This window comes from Pseudomonas sp. NPDC087803, from assembly GCF_044742995.1.
Taxonomy (GTDB): domain Bacteria; phylum Pseudomonadota; class Gammaproteobacteria; order Pseudomonadales; family Pseudomonadaceae; genus Aquipseudomonas.
In genome coordinates, this window is record NZ_JBIUVO010000040.1 from 24,562 (window position 1) to 45,197 (window position 20,636).

Consider the following 20,636-nt stretch of genomic DNA (forward strand, 5'->3'; position numbering starts at 1 on the left):
TGCCCAATCCTCACGGATAACTGAACGACTTCACCAACGTCAACTCCCCCACCGCCCGCATCGGCACCACAAACGTCTCCATCTTCTCGCTCGGTGTACCTTCCTCGGTAATCACCGTCACCTGCGCCGTCGTCAGCGGCTGCACCGCCTCTTCCCCGCCTTCATCATCCCCGCGATAGCCGCCACCAAAATAATTCACGTACACCAGATACTGGCCCTTGATCGGCGCTGGCATGGCGAAGATTTCCGGGCCGTAGCCGGTAGTGACGTCGACGTCGAGCGCGGCGCCGTTGGGTGCGACGCGATCGCCGTACCAGATGTGCGCGCCGTCGGGGGTGATCAGGTGCAGGTCGAGGTCGGTGCCGTCGCTGTCCCACGACAGCAGCACGCGCAGTTTCGCCGGGGTCGCGCCGCCGCTGGCGTTGAGGAACTGGGTGCGGTGGCGTTGTTGGCCGTCGGGGCTGCGCACTTCGACGCTGTTGCTGCCGTTGGGGAAGGAGAACGGCCGATCGAAGCGGCCGCTGTCGTCGATTTTCAGCGGCATGCTGACGCCGTTGACGATCAGTCGGCCGGGCTCCTTGCTTTTCGGTGTGGCTTTGATTTCACCGCTGATGCGTGCGGTGTTGGCTTGGCCGACCGGGGTATTGACCGAGGAGGCCGGGTAGTTGACGGTCTGGCGGAAGTTCTCGCCTTCGCCCTCGGGCGCGCCGGTGCGCCAGCCGCCGACCGGGGTGTCGAGTTTGACGCTGTCGGCGGCCATTGCCATCGGCAATGCATGGAACGCGCAGAGCAACAGCAAGACCTGTGGATAACGGAGTGTCATGGTCTATTCCAGCAAGAGGTGACGGGCGAGCCCTTCGATGTAGGTTTCATCCTGGCCATTGGGATGTGCTTCAAAGGCCAGGTGCAGGTATTCGTGAGTCAGGTCGAGGCGGTCCTGCAGCGTCAGCACGCCACGCACGTAAATACGTTGGCGTTCGCGATCGACAAAGGGGCGACCGAAAGCCAGTTTGCACACGGCGAAGGTGCTGACTTCGTTGTAGCCGGTTTCGCTTTCCAGCATCGGACGCCAGCCGCGACGCTGCTTTTGCAGCCAGTCTTGCGCGGCGGGCAGTGCTTCGCAGGAGGCGACCGGGTTGTCCCAGCGACTGAGGCTGGCGCGCGGGTAGGCGTGCAGCAGGATCGCGTCATAGCGCTGGCCGGCATTGGCTTGTTCGACGGCTTGTTGCCAAGCGAGTTTGTCCGGCCCGGGTTGCTCGGAATGATAGGTGACGGTGCTGCCGGCCAGCACCAGATCCGCGGTCCACGCCGCAATGTTGCGCGACTCGGCGGAGGCTGGACGCGGAGCGACGCGCTGACGGTTGCTGCTGTCGTCGATGCTCAGGCAATCGCCGTTGCGCATGGCGTTTTGCAGCAGATAAGTGCGGATCGCCACGGCCAAGGCTTTGGCGGCTTCGGCCGGTTCAGGTTTGGCTTCGCGCTCAAGGACGCGGGCGACGTATTCTTCGCGATCAAGTCTGGCGACCAGTTTGTCGTTGAGTAGAAACAGTTCGCCGGCGCTGTGGATATCCAGCGCATTGCCGTTGGCGAACTCCACGCGGTAGTCGCCCAGCAAAGGCCCGGAGCCAGCAACGCGCTCACCCGACATGACTCGCAATACCGGATACCGCGAGAACAGTCCGACCTCGACACAACGCCCCGCCTCGGCCGGCCATGACGCTGGCAACACCGTCGCCAACGCCTGCCCGTAATGGCGCAAAACCATCTGACTGGTGCCACGCCCACCGGCCCAGATCGGCGAGCCGTCCGCCGTCCAACCGGCGAAACCACCCTGCCGCGACTGCGGATCCTGGTCGCCGAGCCAGCTCCAGGTTTTCACCCGCAGGCGACCACCCAGCTCACCGACCACATTGCCGTCCGCCGCATTCAGTACGACGTCGAGCAACACGCGGCGCATCTGCTCCTGCGCCGGCAGCAAAGACAACACCTTCAGCAAGTCAGCCACGGAAACCCGGGTAGCCGGTTGCACGGTGGGCAAATCCTGCAACCACACCGGTGCCTGCCGCGCCTGCCAATACGTGCGCCAATCGGCAGCAGTTATGCCCAGCCGCGCCGGCTCGAAGTACAAGCCGCAGGATTTGACCAACGCCTGATCGCGTTCGATCTTGCCGCCCGCCGAGCAGCAATAAACCTCTTCCTTGGACTGCCCGCGACATTCATACGCCGGCTCGCGGGCACCGGTATCCACCAGCCACGCGTAGACGAATAACTTCCAAAGACTGCCCAGCGGCGTATCCAGCGTCGGCGGCAAGGGCTCGCGAGCGATCAGCTGCGAGTGATTCAACGACAGCAACTCGCCCTTGTACGCCAGCCGCAACGGCTCATCCTGCGCCATCACCAGCGCAGGCATCAGACACATCAGCAGCCACAGCAGCGGCCGGTTCATGTCAGTTGACCGTAACCTGCCCGAGGGCGGCTTTCGCTTCCTGGGCCTGATGCTGCGGGGCGTAGACCTGAGTGAAACGCACCGGCGGCAGATTGAACTGACCCTTCTGCGAGAAACGCACCAGATGGCGCAGACGCAATTCGCCGCTCAGCGCATCCACCGGCACCGCGTACGCCAGTTGTCCCGGCTCGAAGCGTGCTTTCTCCAGCGCGGTCGGTTCGGTGCCGTCCTTGCCCTGCAATTTGATGCCCCAAGTGGTGCGCTCGACGTCGGCGCCCGGCGGCAGCGGCACTTCGAGCATCCCGTAGCGCAGCGGTTTCGGCGCTTTGCTGGTGAGGATCACTTCGTCCAGGTACAGGCTGTCGCTGGACAGCGGTTTGCTGCCGACCGGCTCCAGTTTGAAGGTGAACGCTTCGTCGCCCGGCACCAGTCGCGACAGGCGCCGGGTGATGGTCACGGCCATTGGATCGACGGCCGGTTGCTGGGTCTGGAAGCTCAGTGCCGCCCGCAGCGGGCGCTCCTGAGTGCCGGACACCGACAACACGCTCGGCACCGGCGTCGCCCCCTGCCAGGTCCAGAACATCTCGCCGGTCGCGCCGTAGTTTTTCTTCCAGCCTTCCCCCGGCACCAGCGCGATGGTCGGCGAGGCCTGAGCGATGCTGCGCTGCAACCAGCTCAACGCCAGCGCACGTTCGAGGGTCGATTGCTGCGGCAACAGGCGTTGCAGCAACGCCGTCGCGCGGGTCTGATCGAACGCTTGCAGCGACAGGTTCAGCGCTTCGGCAAACGGCTGCGAACTGACCGCCAGACGCTGTTGCGCAGCGCCAAGCTGACGATTGAGCGCCTCCGGCAACGCGACTTTCGACTGCGTGGCCAGCGCCGCGGTCATTACCCGCGCCGCCGCCAGACCGAGCGCCGAATCCGGGTCGCTCATCACCAGGCTGTCTTCGCCGTCGTCCATCAGGGTTTCGGCATTGCCCTCACCGGCCTTGGCCAGATCGTCCATCAAACCGCTAAGCAAGGTGTTCACCGGCAGATGCATCTGCTTGGCGAACGACAGGATCAGCGCCCGTTGCAGCAACGGCGTGTTCGGCGCTTGCTTGGCGTAAACCTCCAGCACGCGCTGCCAGTGCTCCGGCGGCAAGGTCAGTTCCAGCACTTGGCTGGCGTTCCAGTCGGCGTAGTAGGCGTAAGCGGTGAGGAACGCGTCCGGCTCACCGTCGAAGCCCCACCAGGTGAAACTCGCCGACGGCCCGGCCATTTGCACCAGACGCAGACGGCTGTTCTGCATGATCAGGCGCAGGCGATCACGGATCTGCGGGCTCGACGCCAGCGACGGATAGGCGATGCTCAGCGGCAGCAAACGGCTGGCGGTCTGCTCGACGCCGCCGTAGGGGTAGCTCAGCAGATCATCCAGCGCGGAACGGAACAGCGCTTGCGGACTGTCATCCAGACGCAGGCGAATGTCAGTGGCGTCCGCCGGCAGGCTCAACGGAGTATCGCCGCTGGCCACGTCGAGGCTCTGGGTTTGCGTGACTTGCCAGCCGTCACCGGTCGCGCTCAGGCGCACGGCCAGCGAGTCCGCGGTTTTGCCATCCTGCACCAGCTCGGCAGTCCACTCACCGGTCGCCAGCGCAAACGCTGGAAGCGGCACGTAGTTGATGCCGTTATTCAGGGTCACCGGCAGGCGTTGTTCGGCGCCAGCGTAATGGGTGACCAGCTCAGCCTTGACCGGTTTTTCCGCCTGGCTGAAGGCGAACACACCGAGTTGCGGCTGATCGCCCTTGCGGAATTTGCTCGGCCCGCTCCATTTCAGATACAGCGGTTTTTCCGAACGGACGAACTGCTTCTTTTGCCCGACCTGACCGTCATCGGCGATGGCCCGGGCGGTGATACGCCAGCGAGTCAGCGAGTCCGGCATCTTGAAGGTAAAACGGGTTTTGCCGTCGGCACCTGTAAGCAATTCCGGCTGCCACGCGGCAGTGTCGACGTCTTCGCGACGCGGACGCTCCAGCACTTTCACCCCACGCTCGCTGCGGTTGGCCTTGCCCGGCGCGCCAGGGCTGCCCGGCAACGCCACGTCGTAACTGATGAACGACAGACTGGCGCTGGTGCGCACGTTATTGCGCCGTGGGTGGTAGAAGAACTGGTCGATGGTCGGCGCAACTTCCGGTTGCAGCGCATAGACCATTTCATCGACGACACTGACGGTCAGGTGCGCCGGTACCGCTTTGCCGGCGAACTGCGTGGTCAGGTCAACGGTAACGGTATCGCCCGGTTGATAGACCGCTTTGTCGGTGCTGATGGCCACGTCGATTTGCGGTGCGATCACCTTGATCCCGGCGTTCTGGAAGCTGTACTGCCCGCCCTTGGTGTAGAGCACCGAGAAGGTCAGGTTCGGCGCGAAGTTGTCCTTTACCGGGATGCGCGCGCGGTATTGGGTGTCGCTGAGCTTTTCCAGCTTCAGCCAGTCGCCGCCCTTGACCAGCAGCGCGGTGGCTTCGACCTTGTCGCGCTCCAGCGACAGCAGGGCATCGCTGACCGGCTCCGGGAACGTGATCAGCGCCAGCGCTTCATCGCCAGCCTTGTACTCGGGCTTGTCGAGGACGATTTCCACAGTGCCCGGCACCGCTTTGACGCCGTCACCAGTGACCGAATGGCCGGTGGCGCCGAGGACGCGACCGTGTTGATCTTTCAGCGTCAGGTTGTAAGTACCCGGACGTTCGAAAGCAATGCTGAAGCCCTTGTCCGTCGCCGCAAGCTTGCCTTCAGCGGTGCTCTGGTCTTCCAGGCGCACCCAGCTGTAGCTGCTTGGGGTCACGGCTTTGCTCTGCTCGCTGCCGCCCTCATTGGCGTAGCTGAACGCGACCTTGTCGTTGACCGCGCTGAAGCGTTGCGGCGCGCTCAAGCGGAAACTTGCGGCGCCACGGTCGATGAGGATTTCCTTGGTGGTCTTGACCCGATACGCCGCGCCGTCACTGGCAAACACGGTGAGCATGTAGCGGCTCGGTTTGTCGGCGGCCGGCAGGTCGAGGGTCGCGTTGCCCTTGCTGTCGGTGGTCAGTTCGGTGCTGGTCAGTTCCACCGGGAATTGCCCGAGGTATTGCAGCTCGTTGTCGACCATCGACAGTTGCTGCGCGCGCAGGCTCAAGGTCAGTTTGGCGTTGGCCACCGGTTTGCCGTCCGGATAGAGCAGCACCAGACTGCCCTTCACCGGCTCGCCGGTGCGGTAATCCTGCTTGGCCAGGTTCAGCGAAATCTCGAAGTGCGGCTTGATGTATTCAGCCACGCGGAAGGCGCTGCTGTAGGCCTGATCCTTGTAGTTGAAACGGATTTCGTAGCCACCGGCCACGGCGTTATCCGGCAACTGGAAGCGGCCTTGCGTACCGGCCTTGGAATCGAGTTTCAGGTCGAGGTGTTGCAGCTCGGTGCCAGTGGCGTCGAGCACGCTGACCGTGACGTCCGCCGCACCCGGCAATACCGAATCCCGCGCATTCTTGAACTCGCGACCGACGATTTTCAGCGACACCCAATCCCCCGGGCGATAGAGCGGTCGATCAGTGAACGCGTAGAGTTTGGTGTCGTAGATTTCGCTGTCGTAATAGAAGTTCTCGGAGACGAACACCCCGCCCTCTTCGTCTTCGCCAATCACGAACGAACGCTCGGGGCTGATGTGTTTCAGACGCAGCAAACCATCGGCATCCGTGGCGCCGCTGCTCATCACGCCGAGCCCGTCAGTCCACAGCACATTGACCTTCGGCACCGAACTGCCTTCGTGTTTGCGTGCGGCCCAGACCAGCAATTCATCACCGGCAATCTTGCTCACCGCGACGGTGTTGGAGACGAAGACCATGGTGGTCGCGCGGTACTTGCCGATCAACGCTTCGACCAGGTACAGACCCGGTTTCAGCTTGCCCAACGGGATGTACACGTTACCCGGTGCAACACTGACGAACTCGCTGGAAGACCCGGCCAGATTAACCCCGGCCGGCGGCTGGATCGGTTGGGCCTGCCACAGTGGATAACGGAACTGGCTGACCACCGGCAGACCCGGAATCAGCGCGAATTGCGGCTGTGCGTCGTACGGCGTCGGCGCGGCGATGGCGGTGCCCATCTTCAGTTCCGGCACTTCCTCGGTGACCTGCTTGCGCGACTCGTAGGAGAACGCGCGCTGCATCACCCGCCGCGATTTGCGGTACCAGTTGTCCCACAGGTACGCGAGGGTATTGGACAGGCCTTCGCCCTTGAACTGACCGTCGCTGACCACGCGATGCAGGTTCTTCTGGCGCTTGAGGAAGTCCAGCGGTTTGTCGATGCGGTACACGCGGATGTCGGCGCCGCCGTACGGTTCCATGCGGAAGCGGCGGTAGTCGCGACCGGGTGCTTCGAGACGGACCATCGCCTGTTCGTCGGCGGCGAAACTGCTGTCGGCCAGCAGGAAGAAGCTTTCACCGGAGACCGGCGTGTAGCCGCTTGGCTCCACCGAATCTTCGGCGTTGACGGTCGCCAATGGCAGCAACAGCGCCAGCAGCAGAGGAATTCGAGCGCAGAGTCGCAGCATGCGGGCACCGGTCATTGGGAGAGAAAGTTCAGTCGATAGACGCCGATGAAGTTGGGGTTGGCTGCGTCGGGTATCCATCGGGTGTCCTTCCATGTCATGAGTTGCTGCAGGCTTGCCGAACGCATGCCGTTGTCAGTGGGGGTGGTCGTGCCGGTGTGATAGGCGATGTAGCGGCCCATCCAGATCATCAGGTGCTGGTCGTCGCCCTGATCGAAAAACATCAGGTCGCCGGGACGTGCCTGGGACACGTCGCGGCTGACCAGATGGCTGTTGAACTGAATCAGTTTGATCGCGTTGACGTACGGCCCGACCTTGCCGCCGCCCTGCTGCCATTGCTGGGCGAGCTTGCGCTGCTCGTCGCTGAGCGTCAGCTCCGGCGGCAGATAGCGATTGGACAGGCCATTGCTGCGCAGCCATTTGTCGTCGTGGACTTTCAGCGCTTCGTTGGCGGCGAAACGCACAAGGCCTGCGCAGTCCTGCTGATACCAGCGCGGGCTCGGACCCTGGCTCAATTGCTCCTGAGCGATGCGCACGAACCAGGCGCGGAACACCTGGGACTGCGCCGGATCCAGCGCCGGCGCTTCGACGGCTCGGGCGCCGGCGCTGAGCAGCAGCGCGAGCAGGCCAAGGCTGCGGATCAGTGTCGTCACAGCGCTTTCCATTCCAGCGGCAGCCATTGCCAGTGCCCGTCAGGCTCACTGCCTTCAGGCAGGGTCAGAGCATATTTGCCGTAGCCGCCGAGGGTGCGCAGTTTCGGCATCAGGTAGGTTTGTGCGGCGTTGTAGAACACCGGTTCCATGTCCTGCGGCAGGCTGTCGAGGGTTTCCTGCTGCATCAGCTGCGCCATCGAATCCGGGCCGAAGTAGATCGGCATCAGCACATCTTTCGGCAGCACGTCGGCCATCGGCGGGAAGCGCTTGTCGAGGGTGCCGAGGGCCTTGTCGACCAGTTTGTCGTCGAGGGAAAACAGCAGCGTCGAACCGTGACGGGCGAGGCTGACTTTCATGAACGCCTTGCCGCTGATCGCGTCCGGGTTCTCGGCAGTCTTCGCCGCGTACGGGCCGAAGTTTGAGCTGACCTGACGCTGCCACACATGGCTCTGGCCTTCCTGCTTCTCGACCACCGGGAACGCGTGCTCGTCGACATTCGACTCGTAGGCGCCAACCATCGAACCGAACAACGTGCCGAGGTCGCCATCGAGCTTGCTGCTGTCTTCATCTTTCAGGCTGGCGACCAGTAACGGCGTGTACAACCGCGAGTCGGCGTACCAGCACAGGCCCGCCGCGCCGGCCACGTGCTCGGTGAGTTTCTGCGCCACCGCTTCGTCGGCGCCGAGTTTCACCAGCAGCGGTTTCTGCGGTTCGGCCGCCACCGGCAAGGTCACGCAGGCACTGGCGCCCAGCGGCATGGCTTGCCAAACCGGTTTGAAATCGAAGTCCGGCTGATTATCCAGCTCATCCATGGCGAGGTAGCTGTGCCAGCCCTTGTCGTCCATGTCGAAACGCAGCCCGGCGAAGTTCGGGATGAAGCGCTGATAGCCCATGGCAAGGACGCTGGAGTTGACCGACAGACGCTGTTTGATCTCCGGCGCCTTGGCCGGCAGACCGAAGGCCTCGGGGAACAGTTTGTCGCCATTGAGCAGGGCCGCCAGCGCTTGCGGCGAAACGTGCCCGGACTCTTCGGACTCGCCGTTGGCCGGGTCGTAGTACTTGTTCGGGTTGGACAGCACCACCAGTTTGTCGCCGCGCGAAGCGAACAGCAGCGATTTGCTGGCGTTGTAGCTGAGCTGGTACAGCGGCACTTCGTCGCTGCCAACCTTGAGGCTGCCGAAGACGCTGAGCTGCGAATCATCCAGCGCGACTTTCGCCAATGGCTCCAGAAGCTTCGCCAATCCACCGCGGTCCATCACCAGCAGGAAATCCTTGAGCCGGCCGTCGGCGCCACGCCACAGCGCGACGTCCGCCGGTTGATCGAAAAGCTGCTCGATCAGGCTGTCCTGCAGCTTCAGGTCGTGTTCGTAGATGATCCGGCGCAGGCTGCCGATCAGCCCCAGGCGGTCGGCATGAGTTTCGTAATAGAAAACGAAATCCTCGGTGAGCGTGGCCTTGAGGAACGGCACCGTCAGCAGGTCCTTGGGCAACTGGCTCAGGGAGCGGGTTTCCAGCAGCGCATCCGGTCTGCTCAGACCGAGCTTGTCGCTGGCCAATGCCGCCGCCGGCACCTTGGGCTTGTGCAGCAGCCAGCCGAGCCCACCGGCCACCCCGCCCACCAGGACCAGGCCGATCAGCAGCGCCGGCCAGCGCCGGGAAGGTTGGCCGGCAGCTGTCGGGACGGCCGGAGAAGCAGCGTTATCACTCATGTTCACAAAACCCGAAGTTCATCCGTGGTGCGGGATGCTTAATAGTTGAAAGTCTTGACCAGCAGCAGATCACCGATTGCCCGCAGAGGCACGATGAAGGTTTCACGTTTTTCGTCGACCGTGTTTTCGTTGAGCACCAGCGTGATTTGCGAGGTGATGACCTCGTTCTGATTGCTGGCCTCCTCGAAGTTATAGCCGCCGTCGCCGAAGTTGCCCCAATAGTTGACGTAAACCAGATAGGTGCCATGCAGCGGCGCGGTCATGGTGAACATTTCCGGGCCGGGACCATCGACGCCGTCCGGGTCCAGACCACCGCCATTGGTCAGCGCCGTATGGGCGAAGAACGCGTGCTGGCCGTCCGGGGTAATGATGTGCAGGTCGAGTTCGGCCTTGGGGTCGTCCCAGCCGAGCACCACACGGATCTTCGCCGGGGTGCGCAGGTTGTTCGCTTCATAAAACTGCACGCGCTTGAGCGACTGCCCCTCAGCGCTGCGCACTTCGACACTGTTGGAACCCGCGCCGAACGCATACGGCCGGGCGAACCGCCCGTCATCGTCGGTGTACAAATTCAGTGGATTGCCGTTGACCGCCAGCGTGTGCGGCCCGCGCTGATTGCCGATGGCCTTGAGCTGGCCCTGGATCATCGTGCGATTGCGCTGGATGCCCCGGTCGATCGGCGGCGTCGGATAAGCAACTTGCGGGTTTTCACTGCGATCGAGCAGACCGTTATAACGCCAGCCACCGGACGGTTCCGACAGCTCGGCAGTCGGCGCCGCCAGCAGCGCAGGCGCGCCAGCCAAGCCGATCAGCAGCAAAAGAAATGAACGCATGTAGTGCCTCCTGCCATGCCTGAACGAAACCTTGCACCCGATCCTCGGTACTTCACAGCGGTGGAAACTGCGTTTCGTCTGAAAGACCCCGTGACTACTGGGTCGTAGAAGGCGCGAAGAGTAGCGATTCGGCAGTTTTTTAACAATCGGATACATCTGGATTTGCGGTGGAATTCATGCCCTCTTGGTGGACGGTGAGCCGAATAGCGGTGTTATTCGGCTCACAAAATGAGCCGAATAACGTCTTCACTTCAGAATTCAACACAGATTTGTGGGGAGGGGATTTATCCCCGATCGGCTGCGCAGCAGTCGCAAACCGGTGAATGCGGTTTTCCTGACAGACCCGGTCGCTTATTGGGGCTGCTTCGCAGCCCATCGGGGATGAATCCCCTCGCCACAGTAAAATGGGGTCGTCCGGGGAGGCTCATTTGCCCATAAACCCCCTATCTGCTAGTGTCGCGCCGGTTTAACGTCAACCGGAAATCGCCGCCATGGCCCGCAAAAAAGCTGCACTGGATTTCGAACAGTCCCTCGCCGACCTGCAAACACTGGTCGAGCGTCTGGAGAACGGTGAATTGTCGCTGGAAGACTCGCTGACCGCTTTCGAGCAGGGCATCGGTCTGACCCGTGACTGCCAGGCAGCGCTGGCCCAGGCCGAGCAGAAGGTGCAAGTGCTGCTGGAGCGCGATGGCGAACTCGCCGAGGAACCCTTCGACGCGGAACAGCCAGAATGATTGCAGCGTATTCGGCGACCAGTCAGGCGCGGGTCAATGCGGCACTGGAAATCCTCTTCAAGGCACCGCTGCCGGAGCTGTCGCGCCTGTACGAGGCCATGCACTACAGCGTGATGATCGGCGGCAAACGCGTGCGTCCGCTGCTGGCTTACGCCGCGTGCGAAGCACTGGGCGGCAAGGCTGAGCAGGCCAACGGCGCGGCTTGCGCGGTGGAGCTGATCCACGCCTATTCGCTGGTGCACGACGATTTGCCGGCAATGGACGACGACGATCTGCGTCGCGGCCAGCCCACCACCCACAAGAAATTCGACGAAGCCTGCGCGATTCTCGCCGGTGACGGCTTGCAGAGCCTGGCGTTCAGCGCCCTGCTCGACCCGCGCCTGAGCAATCTCGACGCTGAGATCCGTCTGCAACAGGTCACGGCACTGGCACACGCAGCAGGCCCGGCGGGCATGGTCGGCGGTCAGGCCATCGACCTCGGTTCGGTCGGCCTGAAGCTGGATCAGCAAGCGCTGGAGCAAATGCACCGGCACAAGACCGGCGCGCTGATTGAAGTCAGCGTCAAACTCGGCGCCCTGGCCAGCGGCCGTGCCGAGCAGGATCAACTCAAAGCCCTGCAGACTTATGCACAGGCCATCGGTCTGGCCTTTCAGGTGCAGGACGACATTCTCGACGTCGAAAGCGATACCGAAACCCTCGGCAAACGCCAGGGCGCCGACATCGCCCGCGACAAACCGACCTACCCGGCCCTGCTGGGGCTGGACGCGGCCAAGATTTATGCCCTGGAACTGCGCGATCAGGCGCTGCACGCGCTGCGACCGTTTGACGCGGCAGCCGAGCCTTTGCGCGACCTGGCCCGGTATATCGTCGAGCGGCGTAACTGAACGCCAACCTGCCAAAAAAGACCAACGCGTGGGCAGGGGGCGATGCATCAGGTAAACTGCCGCATCTTTTATACCTATAACGATTCGCCTGATGCCCACGACGTTTCATGAGATTCCCCGCAAGCGCCCGACCACCGCGTTGCATTACGTCTTCGACACCCCGGATGACCGGCTGGTGTGGGACGTCGGTCATCAGGCGTATCCGCACAAGATCCTCACCGGTCGTCGCCAGCGCATGGAAACCCTGCGCCAGAAGGACGGCATCGCCGCCTTCCCGCGTCGCGCCGAGAGCGAGTACGACACCTTTGGCGTCGGCCACTCCAGCACCTCGATCAGCGCCGCGCTGGGCATGGCAATTGCCGCCCGCCTGCAAGACAGCGATCGCAAGGCGATTGCGGTGATCGGTGACGGCGCGCTGACTGCCGGCATGGCCTTCGAGGCGCTGAACCACGCGCCGGAAGTCAACGCCAACATGCTGGTGATTCTCAACGACAACGACATGTCGATCTCGCGCAACGTCGGTGGTCTGTCGAATTATCTGGCGAAGATCCTGTCCAGCCGCACCTACGCGAGCATGCGCGAGGGCAGCAAGAAAGTCCTGTCGCGCCTGCCCGGCGCCTGGGAAATCGCCCGTCGCACCGAAGAATACGCCAAAGGCATGCTGGTGCCCGGCACCCTGTTCGAAGAGCTGGGCTGGAACTACATCGGCCCGATCGACGGCCACGACCTGCCGACCCTGATCGCCACCCTGCGCAACATGCGCGATCTGAAAGGCCCGCAGTTCCTGCATATCGTCACCAAAAAAGGCAAAGGCTTCGCCCCGGCAGAAGTCGACCCGATCGGTTACCACGCGATCACCAAGCTCGAACCGGTCGACGCTCCGGCCGCTGCGCCGAAAAAGGCCGGCGGGCCGAAATACTCGGCGGTGTTCGGCGAATGGCTGTGCGACATGGCCGCAGCTGACCCGCGTCTGGTCGGGATCACCCCGGCGATGAAGGAAGGCTCGGACCTGGTGGCGTTCAGCGAACGCTTCCCGCTGCGCTACTTCGACGTGGCGATTGCCGAACAGCACGCGGTGACGTTCGCCGCCGGCATGGCCTGCGAAGGCGCGAAACCGGTGGTGGCGATCTACTCGACGTTCCTGCAACGCGGCTACGACCAGTTGGTGCACGACGTCGCGGTGCAAAACCTCGACGTGCTGTTCGCCATCGACCGCGCCGGTCTGGTGGGCGAAGACGGCCCGACCCACGCCGGCAGCTTCGACCTGTCGTACCTGCGCTGCATCCCGGGCATGGTCATCATGACCCCGAGCGATGAAAACGAATTGCGCAAGATGCTCACCACCGGCCACCTGTACAACGGCCCGGCGGCGGTGCGTTACCCGCGCGGCACCGGCCCGAACGCGAGCATCGACAAGGATCTGGAGCCAATCGAGATCGGCAAGGGCATCGTCCGTCGTCAGGGCAGCAAAGTCGCCCTGCTGGTGTTCGGCGTGCAACTGACCGAAGCCCTGAAAGTCGCCGAGAAGCTGGATGCGACCGTGGTCGACATGCGCTTCGTCAAACCGTTGGATGAAGCGCTGGTCCGCAAGATCGCCGGCAGCCACGAGCTGCTGGTGACGATCGAAGAGAACGCGATCATGGGCGGTGCCGGTGGCGCAGTCAGCGAATTCCTGGCGCGCGAGAACATCCTCAAGTCGATGCTGCACCTGGGCTTGCCGGACATCTACGTCGAGCACGCGAAGCCTGCGCAGATGCTGGCCGAATGCGGGCTGGACGAAGCGGGAATCGAAGCGTCGATTCGTGAGCGTCTGGAACTGCTCAACCGCTAACACTGGCCTCTGTAGGAGCTGCCGAAGGCTGCGATCTTTTGATCTTGATCTTCGGTGGCTTCAAAACCTTTCAAAGCAAAATCAAAAGATCGCAGCCTTCGGCAGCTCCTACAGGGTTTTGCATAAACCATGGATTGCCATGAACCTCTCGCGCCTCGCCCTGCCCTTCTTCCTGCTTCCCACCGCCAATGTCCTCGCCGACAGCTTCGAACGTGATCAGGCCCTGAAACTGCCGGACACGCTGATCAGCGCCAACCGTCAGGTCGAAGCGCGCAACGACAGCAGCGCCGCCAACACCGTGTTCACCCGCGAAGACATCGACCGCCTGCAACCGAGCAGCGTCACCGACCTGCTGCAACGGGTGCCGGGCGTGCAGGTGGCGCAGGCCGGTGGGCGCGGCAGTCTGCCGGGGATTTACATTCGTGGCACGCAGTCGGCACAAAGTCTGGTATTGGTCGACGGCCAGCGTATCGGTAGCTCGACCTCCGGCGACAGCAACCTGCAGCACCTGAACATCGACCAGATCGAACGCGTGGAAGTGTTGCGCGGTTCGCGTTCGGTGATTTACGGCAGCGATGCGATTGGCGGGGTGATCCAGATCTTCACCCGGCGCGGCAACGAGCAGGGCCTGCAACCACGGATGCACGTCGGCTTCGGCAGCAACCAGACCTGGGAACGCAGCCTCGGCCTGTCCGGTGGCGACGAGAAGACCCGCTTCAACCTTGGCGCCAGCCTCGATGACACCGCCGGCCTCGACCGTACTCACGAGTCATACCCCAGCGACAGCGATCACGATGCCTATCGCAATCAATCCGTCAGCCTGAGTCTCAGTCATACGCTGACCGATGACATCGAGGTCGGCGCCAACCTGCTGGATAACCGCGGCAAAAGCGAGTTCGACAACCCGTTCGGCCGCTTCGACACGACCACCTTCGAGTCGGTGCAACAGCAGCCCTACAGCGACTTCAACGTCAGCAGTATCAGCAGCTACGTCGATGCGCGGGTCAACGAAACCTGGAAAACCCGCGTCGAATTCGGTCATACCGAGAACCGCGAGAAGACCCTCGACAAGCTCAGCGACGAGCGCACGGTGTTCAACACCTATCGCGACTCGGTGAACTGGCAGAACGACCTGACCCTGGATGCGCGCAACAGCCTGATTCTCGGCGGCGACTGGTACGAAGATCGGGTCAACAGCAGCACCGCATTCAACGAGGACAGCCGCTGGAACCGCGCCGCGTTCATCCAGCATCGTTATCAGGCCGACAGCTTCTCCACGGAACTGGGCCTGCGCCACGACGACAACCAGCAGTTCGGCAGCCAGAACACCTGGAGCGGCACCTTTACCCTGCCGCTGAACCCGGACAACGATCTGTTGCTGAGCTACAGCGAAGGCTTCCGCGCGCCGACCTTCAACGACCTGTACTACCCGGACTTCAGCAACCCGAACCTGAAGCCGGAAACCTCGAAAAGCTACGAGCTGCAATGGCGCAGCCAGTTGAGCGATTCCAGCCGCCTCGAAGCTTCGATTTACCGCACGGACCTGGAAGACGCGATCATCTTCGGCAGCAATTCACGCCCGGAAAACGTGGCCTCGGCGCGGATCAATGGCTTTGAAGCGGCCCTGAAACAGGAATTGTTCGGCTGGCAGAGCAATCTCGGTGTGGCGATTATCGACCCGCGTGATCGCGACACCGGGCACACCCTGGCCCGTCGTGCGCGGCGTACGGCCAGCTGGGATCTGGATCGACAGTTTGATCGACTGGGCGTCGGCGCGAGCTGGCAGTTGGTCAGCGGCAGCTATGACGATCTGAACAATACCCAGCCGCTGGGTGGCTATGGCACCGTCGGATTACGCAGCAGTTGGGCGCTGAATCGTGAGATCAAACTGGATATGAAGGTCGAGAACCTGTTCGACAAAAGCTATAGCCGCGCGCTGTACAGCTATGATGGCAGCCAGTACGGCTATCGCGAGGAAGGTCGGGCCTGGGTGTTTGGGGTGACCTGGACGCCGGAGCTCTGATCCAGAATTTGCGCTGCTTCGACTGGCCTCTTCGCGAGCAAGCCCGCTCCCACTGGGGGAACGCATTCCAAATGTGGGAGCGGGCTTGCTCGCGAAGAATTCACCTCGGTCTCAGCGGTCAGGCGCAATCAAATGGCAGAGTTTGGCGGTGGCATCGATCATTTGGCCGCTTGGGCGCTCAAGGCCTTTATCGGTAATCAACAGTAGTTTCCCCTGCTTCACTGCTGCTACCTGCGGCCAGGCTTTCCACGCATCCAGCTGGGCCTGATCCCCGGCCAGAATCACCTGCGGATCACGCTGCAAAACCGCTTCGATACTCACCTGCGGCGCCGGCAGACTTAAGTCGGCAAACACATTACGCGCGCCGCACACCTCTAGCGCATCGCTGATGATCTGCCCGCCACCGACGGTGTACAGCGGCTTGTCCCAGACTTGATAGAACACGGTCAGCGGCGTGTCCCGGCGATAGCGTTGGCGCAGGTCATCGAGTTTCTGGCGCAGATCCGCCGCCAGTTTCCCCCCACGCTCAGGCCGGCCGAGTTGCGCGGCAATGGCTTCGATCTGTGCAGAAAGCTGTTCGAGATTGTGCGGTTCGGCGACGTAGGTCGGGATGCTCAGGCGTTTGAGTTGATCGCGTTGCGCCGGGCCGACACTGCCGGGCCACAGCAACAACAAATCGGGCTTCAAACTGAGCAGACGCTCCATGTCCAACTGACCGTAGCGGCCCACTGACGGGACATCCTTGAGCGCGGCAGGACGCTCGCCGGCATCGAGCACGCCGACCAGCAGATCGGCCGAGTCCAGCTCAACAACGATTTCCGACAGCGAAGGCGCGAGGCTGACGACTCGCAGCCCCGCCAGCACCGGGCCGGCGCAGGCCAGCAGCAGAAGCGCCAGCCACAGACGGCGCATCAACCGAGTTGACGCGGAATACGGTAGAGGTAGAACAGCACGGCCGTGGACAGCGCCAGCAGCATCAGCGGTACGGCTTCGAGGCCGACGAACACCGCCAGCGCAGCGATCCACGCCGGAAGCGAGGCAGCGAGGAACGCACTGCGACGTCGGGCCGCCAAGGTAATCCAGGCCGCGGGTTCATCAGGGGTATCGAGGGCTTTTTGCGTAGCGATCAGCGCGTGCTTGTAGCGGCCGAAAAACTTCAGGCTGACAAACATCGAGGCCACGCCGGCGATGAACAACGGCATGGCCAACACCGGCAGAATGCCTTCCCCCTGGCCGAACAGGCCATTGAGGACAAACAGCGGTACCAGCGCCAATGCCAGATACTTCCACCAGTCGACCGCCAGGCGGCGGCGCACCTGACCGCGGGTCACGCGCGGTCGACCTCGCCCTGATGCTCGTTGCCCATCATGTGGTCGAGCTTGCTGGCCTTGGTCGCCAGGTACAGTTTGTTGTGCGGGTTGTGGCCGGTGTGCAGCGGCACGCGCTCGGCGACGACGATGCCCATGTCGGTCAGGGCTTTGACCTTGCGCGGGTTGTTGGTCATCAGACGCAGCGACTTCACGCCCAGATGCTCGAGCATCGGCAGGCACATCGCGTAGTCACGCTGATCGGCGGCAAAGCCCAGACGCTCGTTGGCTTCCACGGTGTCGGCGCCGCCGTCCTGCAATTCATAGGCGCGGATCTTGTTCAGCAGACCGATGCCGCGACCTTCCTGACGCAGGTACAACAGCACGCCACGGCCTTCTCGGGCGATGGCCTTGAGCGCCGCTTCGAGTTGCGAGCCGCAGTCGCAGCGCTGGCTGAACAGGGCGTCACCGGTCAGGCACTCGGAATGCAACCGGCCAAGGACCGGGGCACCGTCGTCAATTTCACCCAGGCTCAGCACAACGTGCTCGCGGCCGGTAGCTTCATCGAGAAAACCGTGCATGGTGAATTGCGCAAAAGGCGTTGGCAGCTTGCAAGCGGCGACAAAAACGACAGGCACCTGTGTGCTCCTGATCTAAAAAAGTCTGAAGATTCGCAGGCCGGCATTGTAACAGCAGGTTCCTGCAGACGCTTAGGCTGAATTATCGGGCATAACGATCAAAAAGTTTGATAACACCCGGCTTGCTTGCCCCCCTGTGGGAGCGGGCTTGCTCGCGAAGGCGTCGTGTCAGTCGGCAATAGGCTGGCTGAACTACCGCATTCGCGAGCAAGCCCGCTCCCACAAGGGGACAGTGTTGGGCACAAGATTCGCATCAGGGCGTATCAAACGGATACGGCTGCTTCCACTGCTCGAAAATCGGCTTCAGCTCGCCGTTCTTGACCAACTGCTCCATGCGCCTGTCGAACAGCGCCATCAGCGTGCGCGCCTGCGGCGTATCGGCGAAGCACAGGTACAGCGGCAATTCGGCGATATGGGTCTTGCGAAACTGCGTCGGGTCCTTGGCGCGGCCGACCACGTAATCAATCTCGGTCTGCGCGTCGATGTAATAGTCGGCGCGGTTGTGGGTGAGCATCGACAGGATCCCGGTCCGCCGCATGACCTCGTTGAAGTTGTGCACGCCGGGCAGATAATCCTGATAGTCGTAACCGCGCACCCAGGCCAGCCGATATTGGCCGAGGGTGTCCGGGGTCGGCGCCGGATTGCTCGCCAGGCCCAGGGCGTAGATGTGGTCGGTGTCGAAATTCCAGCGCGGATAGAGCAGGTCGCTGGCCTCGTTTTTATACGAACCGACGCAGGCGTCGACTTCGCCGCGCTGGGCCAGGCCCACGGAACGCGTGTAAGGCTCGGTGCGGATGTCGAGTTGCACCCCGGCCGGCTCGAAGACCTTGCGCAGCACATCCCAGCCCAGGCCATGGCCGTCAGCGGCGGTGTAGTCTTCCCAATCTTCGCTGGCGAGATGGATGACCGCAGGCGTCGGCGCAGCTTCCTGCGCACTGGCGACCGTGCCCAGCAAGGTAAAAAACACAAGCGCCAGCCAGCGTCGAGCCATCCCTAGTTTCCTCACTTAACCCTGACGATCCGGATCAGGCGAAAATCCACACCAGTCCTTGCATCGCCAGCCAGGCAAACACGCCGGCCAGCACGTCGTCGAGCATGATGCCGACGCCGCCGTGGACATGCCGGTCGATCCAGCGGATCGGCCACGGCTTGAGAATGTCGAAGAAGCGGAACATCAGGAACCCCGCGAGCAACCAGTACCAGCCTTCCGGCACCAGCCACAGGGTGATCCACATCCCGACCATTTCGTCCCAGACGATGCCTTCGTGGTCGTGTACCCGCAGATCGTCGGCGACCTTGCCGCACAGCCAGAAGCCGAACAGCATGGTGATCCCGAGCATCAGCCAGTAACCCCAGTCGGGCAACATCTGCCACAACGGGATAAAGGGTAGCGCAACTAACGAACCCCACGTGCCCGGCGCTTTCGGCAAGGTGCCGGAGCCGAAGCCGAACGCAAGGAAATGCCAGGGATTGCGCCAGACCGACGGCGGAACGAATTCGGCCGGAACCTGTTTCGGGTGATCTGTCACGGTGTCTCCTGAAAATGTTGATAACCCCGGATTTGCGGGGTGATGTCGTGTCCTTCGCGATCCAGCAGGACCACACCCTGGCCCTGCGCCACACGCCCGATCACATGGATCGGCCAACCATCGGCCAGCAGCGCCGGCAACTCGACGGACGGTAGCGTGAACGCCAGCACATAGTCATCGCCGCCGCTCAACGCTGCTCGCTCGGCACCACGCTGGCCGAGAAACGCCACTAAAGCATCGGACAACGGTACGCGCTCACGTTCAACTTCGAGGCGAACCTGCGAGGCCAGGGCGATATGCCCGCAGTCGGCAAGCAGGCCGTCGGAGATGTCGAGGGCCGCAGTGGCCTTGCCACGCAACGCCTGACCGAGGGCGAGTTGCGGCTGCGGCGACCAGTAATGATCGAGCAACGGCTGGGCGATATCCGCTGCGGCTTCGCGCTGGCCAAGCACCAGCGGCAAGGCCCCGGCGGCATTGCCCAGTTCACCGCCGACACAGAGCAGATCGCCCGGTTGCGCGCCGCTACGGGTCAAGGCCTGCCCGGCCGGGACGCGACCGAACACGGTGACCGTCAGGCTCAATGGCCCACTGGTGGTATCGCCGCCGACCAGCGCGACGCCGCAGCTCTGCGCCATGCGGTTCAAACCACGGGCATAGGCTTGCAGCCAATCGTCGGTCACCGTCGGCACAGTCAGGGCAAGGGTAAAGGCAACGGGCGTGGCGCCCATGGCGGCCAGGTCGCTGACCGCGACGGCCAGCGAGCGCTGACCGAGCAGAAACGGATCGCAGGGATCGGCGAAATGCACGCCGGCCACCAGCGTATCGGTGGAGATCGCCAACTGTTCCCCGGAAGGAACCGCGAGCAAGGCGCAGTCGTCGCCGATCCCCAGCGCAACGCCCTCGCCGCCCTGCGCACAAGGCGCGGCGGCGAAGAAATTGCGGATCAGCTCAAACTCGCCCATGAGGTCTCAAGCGCGTATCAGCGCTTGAACGCCTTGACTTCAGCTTCACGCAGGCGCGGAGCCAGCTTGTCGAGTACGCCGTTGACAAACTTGTGGCCGTCGGTCGAACCGAAGACTTTCGCCAGCTCGATACCTTCGTTGATCACAACGCGGTACGGCACGTCGACGCGTTTGAGCAGTTCCCAGGTGGACAGGCGCAGAACCGCCAGTTCAACCGGGTCCAGCTCTTCGATTTCGATGTCCAGGCACGGCTTGAGCGCGGTGTCGATTTCGCTGCGGCTCGCCGGAACCCCGTGGAGGATTTCGCGGAAATACGCGCCGTCGACATCGGTGAAATCGTTATCAACGCGGAACTGCGCTTCGATCTCGTTCAGCGAAGCCTTGGCCATGTGCCACTGATACAGAGCCTGGGTCGCGAGCTGACGGGCTTCGCGGCGCTTGACGCTTTTCGATGGCTTGCCGGCATCCGCAGGTTTCGGATCGCGCGGGTTGAAACGATCGCTATCGTCGCTAATCACTTGGCCTCCAACTG

The 20,636-nt window shown here is 62.8% G+C and carries 17 protein-coding genes and 1 tRNA gene; 5 read left to right on the forward strand and 13 right to left on the reverse strand.

The features are described from left to right. Window positions 1–10: 10 nt before the first annotated feature. The 5 genes from ACIOUG_RS18600 to ACIOUG_RS18620 are packed head-to-tail and all read right to left on the reverse strand — an operon-like array spanning window position 11 to window position 8,808. Window positions 11–823: a DUF2135 domain-containing protein gene (locus tag ACIOUG_RS18600; protein WP_367085869.1), complete on the reverse strand. Its 813-nt coding sequence runs from the start codon at window positions 821–823 to the stop codon at window positions 11–13. A gap of 3 nt (window positions 824–826) precedes the next feature. Continuing rightward, window positions 827–2,446, reverse strand: coding sequence for a DUF2300 domain-containing protein (locus tag ACIOUG_RS18605; RefSeq protein WP_401067543.1), 1,620 nt, complete (start codon window positions 2,444–2,446; stop codon window positions 827–829). Between the two features lies 1 nt (window position 2,447). Beyond that, window positions 2,448–7,022, reverse strand: coding sequence for an alpha-2-macroglobulin family protein (locus ACIOUG_RS18610; protein ID WP_401067545.1), 4,575 nt, complete (start codon window positions 7,020–7,022; stop codon window positions 2,448–2,450). Continuing rightward, a complete protein-coding gene (locus ACIOUG_RS18615) occupies window positions 7,019–7,669 on the reverse strand; it encodes a DUF1175 domain-containing protein (protein WP_003228618.1) in 651 nt (216 codons plus the stop codon). The genes ACIOUG_RS18610 and ACIOUG_RS18615 overlap by 4 nt, the downstream gene beginning before the upstream one ends. Continuing rightward, window positions 7,654–8,808 carry a DUF2138 family protein gene (locus ACIOUG_RS18620; protein ID WP_401067548.1) on the reverse strand — a complete coding sequence of 385 codons (1,155 nt, stop codon included), beginning with the start codon at window positions 8,806–8,808 and terminating at the stop codon, window positions 7,654–7,656. The genes ACIOUG_RS18615 and ACIOUG_RS18620 overlap by 16 nt, the downstream gene beginning before the upstream one ends. Here ACIOUG_RS18620 and ACIOUG_RS18625 point away from each other — a divergent pair. Continuing rightward, window positions 8,779–8,885, forward strand: a tRNA-OTHER gene (locus tag ACIOUG_RS18625). The two genes, ACIOUG_RS18620 and ACIOUG_RS18625, sit on opposite strands and share 30 nt — an antisense overlap. 519 nt (window positions 8,886–9,404) lie before the next feature. On the opposite strand, the gene ACIOUG_RS18630 is transcribed toward ACIOUG_RS18625, so the two are convergent. Next, entirely contained in the window at window positions 9,405–10,196 is a 792-nt protein-coding gene (locus ACIOUG_RS18630) for a YfaP family protein (RefSeq protein WP_103521354.1), read from the reverse strand. A 491-nt stretch (window positions 10,197–10,687) separates the two neighbouring features. On the opposite strand from ACIOUG_RS18630, the gene ACIOUG_RS18635 reads away from it, so the two are divergent. The 4 genes from ACIOUG_RS18635 to ACIOUG_RS18650 all read left to right on the forward strand — a co-directional run bounded on the left by ACIOUG_RS18635 (window position 10,688) and on the right by ACIOUG_RS18650 (window position 15,668). Beyond that, complete coding sequence (locus ACIOUG_RS18635) at window positions 10,688–10,930, forward strand: exodeoxyribonuclease VII small subunit (RefSeq protein WP_003228627.1); 243 nt, start codon at window positions 10,688–10,690, stop codon at window positions 10,928–10,930. Then, entirely contained in the window at window positions 10,927–11,814 is an 888-nt protein-coding gene (gene ispA, locus ACIOUG_RS18640) for a (2E,6E)-farnesyl diphosphate synthase (protein WP_401067551.1), read from the forward strand. Before ACIOUG_RS18635 ends, ispA begins: the two co-directional genes overlap by 4 nt. Before the next feature lie 91 nt (window positions 11,815–11,905). Then, window positions 11,906–13,645 carry a 1-deoxy-D-xylulose-5-phosphate synthase gene (gene dxs, locus ACIOUG_RS18645; RefSeq protein WP_401067554.1) on the forward strand — a complete coding sequence of 580 codons (1,740 nt, stop codon included), beginning with the start codon at window positions 11,906–11,908 and terminating at the stop codon, window positions 13,643–13,645. 139 nt (window positions 13,646–13,784) lie between these two features. After that, complete coding sequence (locus ACIOUG_RS18650) at window positions 13,785–15,668, forward strand: TonB-dependent receptor domain-containing protein (protein ID WP_401067557.1); 1,884 nt, start codon at window positions 13,785–13,787, stop codon at window positions 15,666–15,668. A 111-nt stretch (window positions 15,669–15,779) separates the two neighbouring features. Here the strand turns inward: ACIOUG_RS18650 and ACIOUG_RS18655 are convergent, their stop codons facing one another. The 7 genes from ACIOUG_RS18655 to nusB form a co-directional block, all read right to left on the reverse strand. Continuing rightward, window positions 15,780–16,580: a cobalamin-binding protein gene (locus tag ACIOUG_RS18655; protein ID WP_401067559.1), complete on the reverse strand. Its 801-nt coding sequence runs from the start codon at window positions 16,578–16,580 to the stop codon at window positions 15,780–15,782. After that, the gene (locus tag ACIOUG_RS18660; protein WP_401067561.1) at window positions 16,580–16,999 is read right to left on the reverse strand and encodes an MFS transporter; all 420 of its coding nucleotides are present in this window, start codon (window positions 16,997–16,999) and stop codon (window positions 16,580–16,582) included. Before ACIOUG_RS18660 ends, ACIOUG_RS18655 begins: the two co-directional genes overlap by 1 nt. Beyond that, window positions 16,996–17,613, reverse strand: coding sequence for a GTP cyclohydrolase II (gene ribA, locus ACIOUG_RS18665; RefSeq protein ID WP_003228637.1), 618 nt, complete (start codon window positions 17,611–17,613; stop codon window positions 16,996–16,998). Before ribA ends, ACIOUG_RS18660 begins: the two co-directional genes overlap by 4 nt. A 253-nt stretch (window positions 17,614–17,866) precedes the next feature. Next, window positions 17,867–18,604: a substrate-binding periplasmic protein gene (locus ACIOUG_RS18670; protein WP_401067564.1), complete on the reverse strand. Its 738-nt coding sequence runs from the start codon at window positions 18,602–18,604 to the stop codon at window positions 17,867–17,869. A 34-nt stretch (window positions 18,605–18,638) separates the two neighbouring features. Next, window positions 18,639–19,142, reverse strand: coding sequence for a phosphatidylglycerophosphatase A (locus ACIOUG_RS18675; protein WP_003228639.1), 504 nt, complete (start codon window positions 19,140–19,142; stop codon window positions 18,639–18,641). Then, complete coding sequence (gene thiL, locus ACIOUG_RS18680; RefSeq protein ID WP_401067568.1) at window positions 19,139–20,104, reverse strand: thiamine-phosphate kinase; 966 nt, start codon at window positions 20,102–20,104, stop codon at window positions 19,139–19,141. Before thiL ends, ACIOUG_RS18675 begins: the two co-directional genes overlap by 4 nt. 17 nt (window positions 20,105–20,121) lie before the next feature. Beyond that, complete coding sequence (gene nusB / locus ACIOUG_RS18685; protein ID WP_401067571.1) at window positions 20,122–20,622, reverse strand: transcription antitermination factor NusB; 501 nt, start codon at window positions 20,620–20,622, stop codon at window positions 20,122–20,124. Between the last annotated feature and the right edge of the window lie 14 nt (window positions 20,623–20,636).

Bases quoted from the DNA above. Each gene is read 5' to 3' on its own strand.
- ispA (WP_401067551.1), top strand. From the start codon at position 10,927: ATGATTGCAGCGTATTCGGCGACCAGTCAGGCGCGGGTCAATGCGGCA.
- thiL (WP_401067568.1), bottom strand. From the start codon at position 20,104: ATGGGCGAGTTTGAGCTGATCCGCAATTTCTTCGCCGCCGCGCCTTGT.
- ACIOUG_RS18610 (WP_401067545.1), bottom strand. From the start codon at position 7,022: ATGACCGGTGCCCGCATGCTGCGACTCTGCGCTCGAATTCCTCTGCTG.
- ACIOUG_RS18615 (WP_003228618.1), bottom strand. From the start codon at position 7,669: ATGGAAAGCGCTGTGACGACACTGATCCGCAGCCTTGGCCTGCTCGCG.
- ACIOUG_RS18635 (WP_003228627.1), top strand. From the start codon at position 10,688: ATGGCCCGCAAAAAAGCTGCACTGGATTTCGAACAGTCCCTCGCCGAC.
- ACIOUG_RS18655 (WP_401067559.1), bottom strand. From the start codon at position 16,580: ATGCGCCGTCTGTGGCTGGCGCTTCTGCTGCTGGCCTGCGCCGGCCCG.
- ACIOUG_RS18670 (WP_401067564.1), bottom strand. From the start codon at position 18,604: ATGGCTCGACGCTGGCTGGCGCTTGTGTTTTTTACCTTGCTGGGCACG.
- ACIOUG_RS18650 (WP_401067557.1), top strand. From the start codon at position 13,785: ATGAACCTCTCGCGCCTCGCCCTGCCCTTCTTCCTGCTTCCCACCGCC.
- ACIOUG_RS18630 (WP_103521354.1), bottom strand. From the start codon at position 10,196: ATGCGTTCATTTCTTTTGCTGCTGATCGGCTTGGCTGGCGCGCCTGCG.
- ACIOUG_RS18600 (WP_367085869.1), bottom strand. From the start codon at position 823: ATGACACTCCGTTATCCACAGGTCTTGCTGTTGCTCTGCGCGTTCCAT.
- dxs (WP_401067554.1), top strand. From the start codon at position 11,906: ATGCCCACGACGTTTCATGAGATTCCCCGCAAGCGCCCGACCACCGCG.
- ACIOUG_RS18605 (WP_401067543.1), bottom strand. From the start codon at position 2,446: ATGAACCGGCCGCTGCTGTGGCTGCTGATGTGTCTGATGCCTGCGCTG.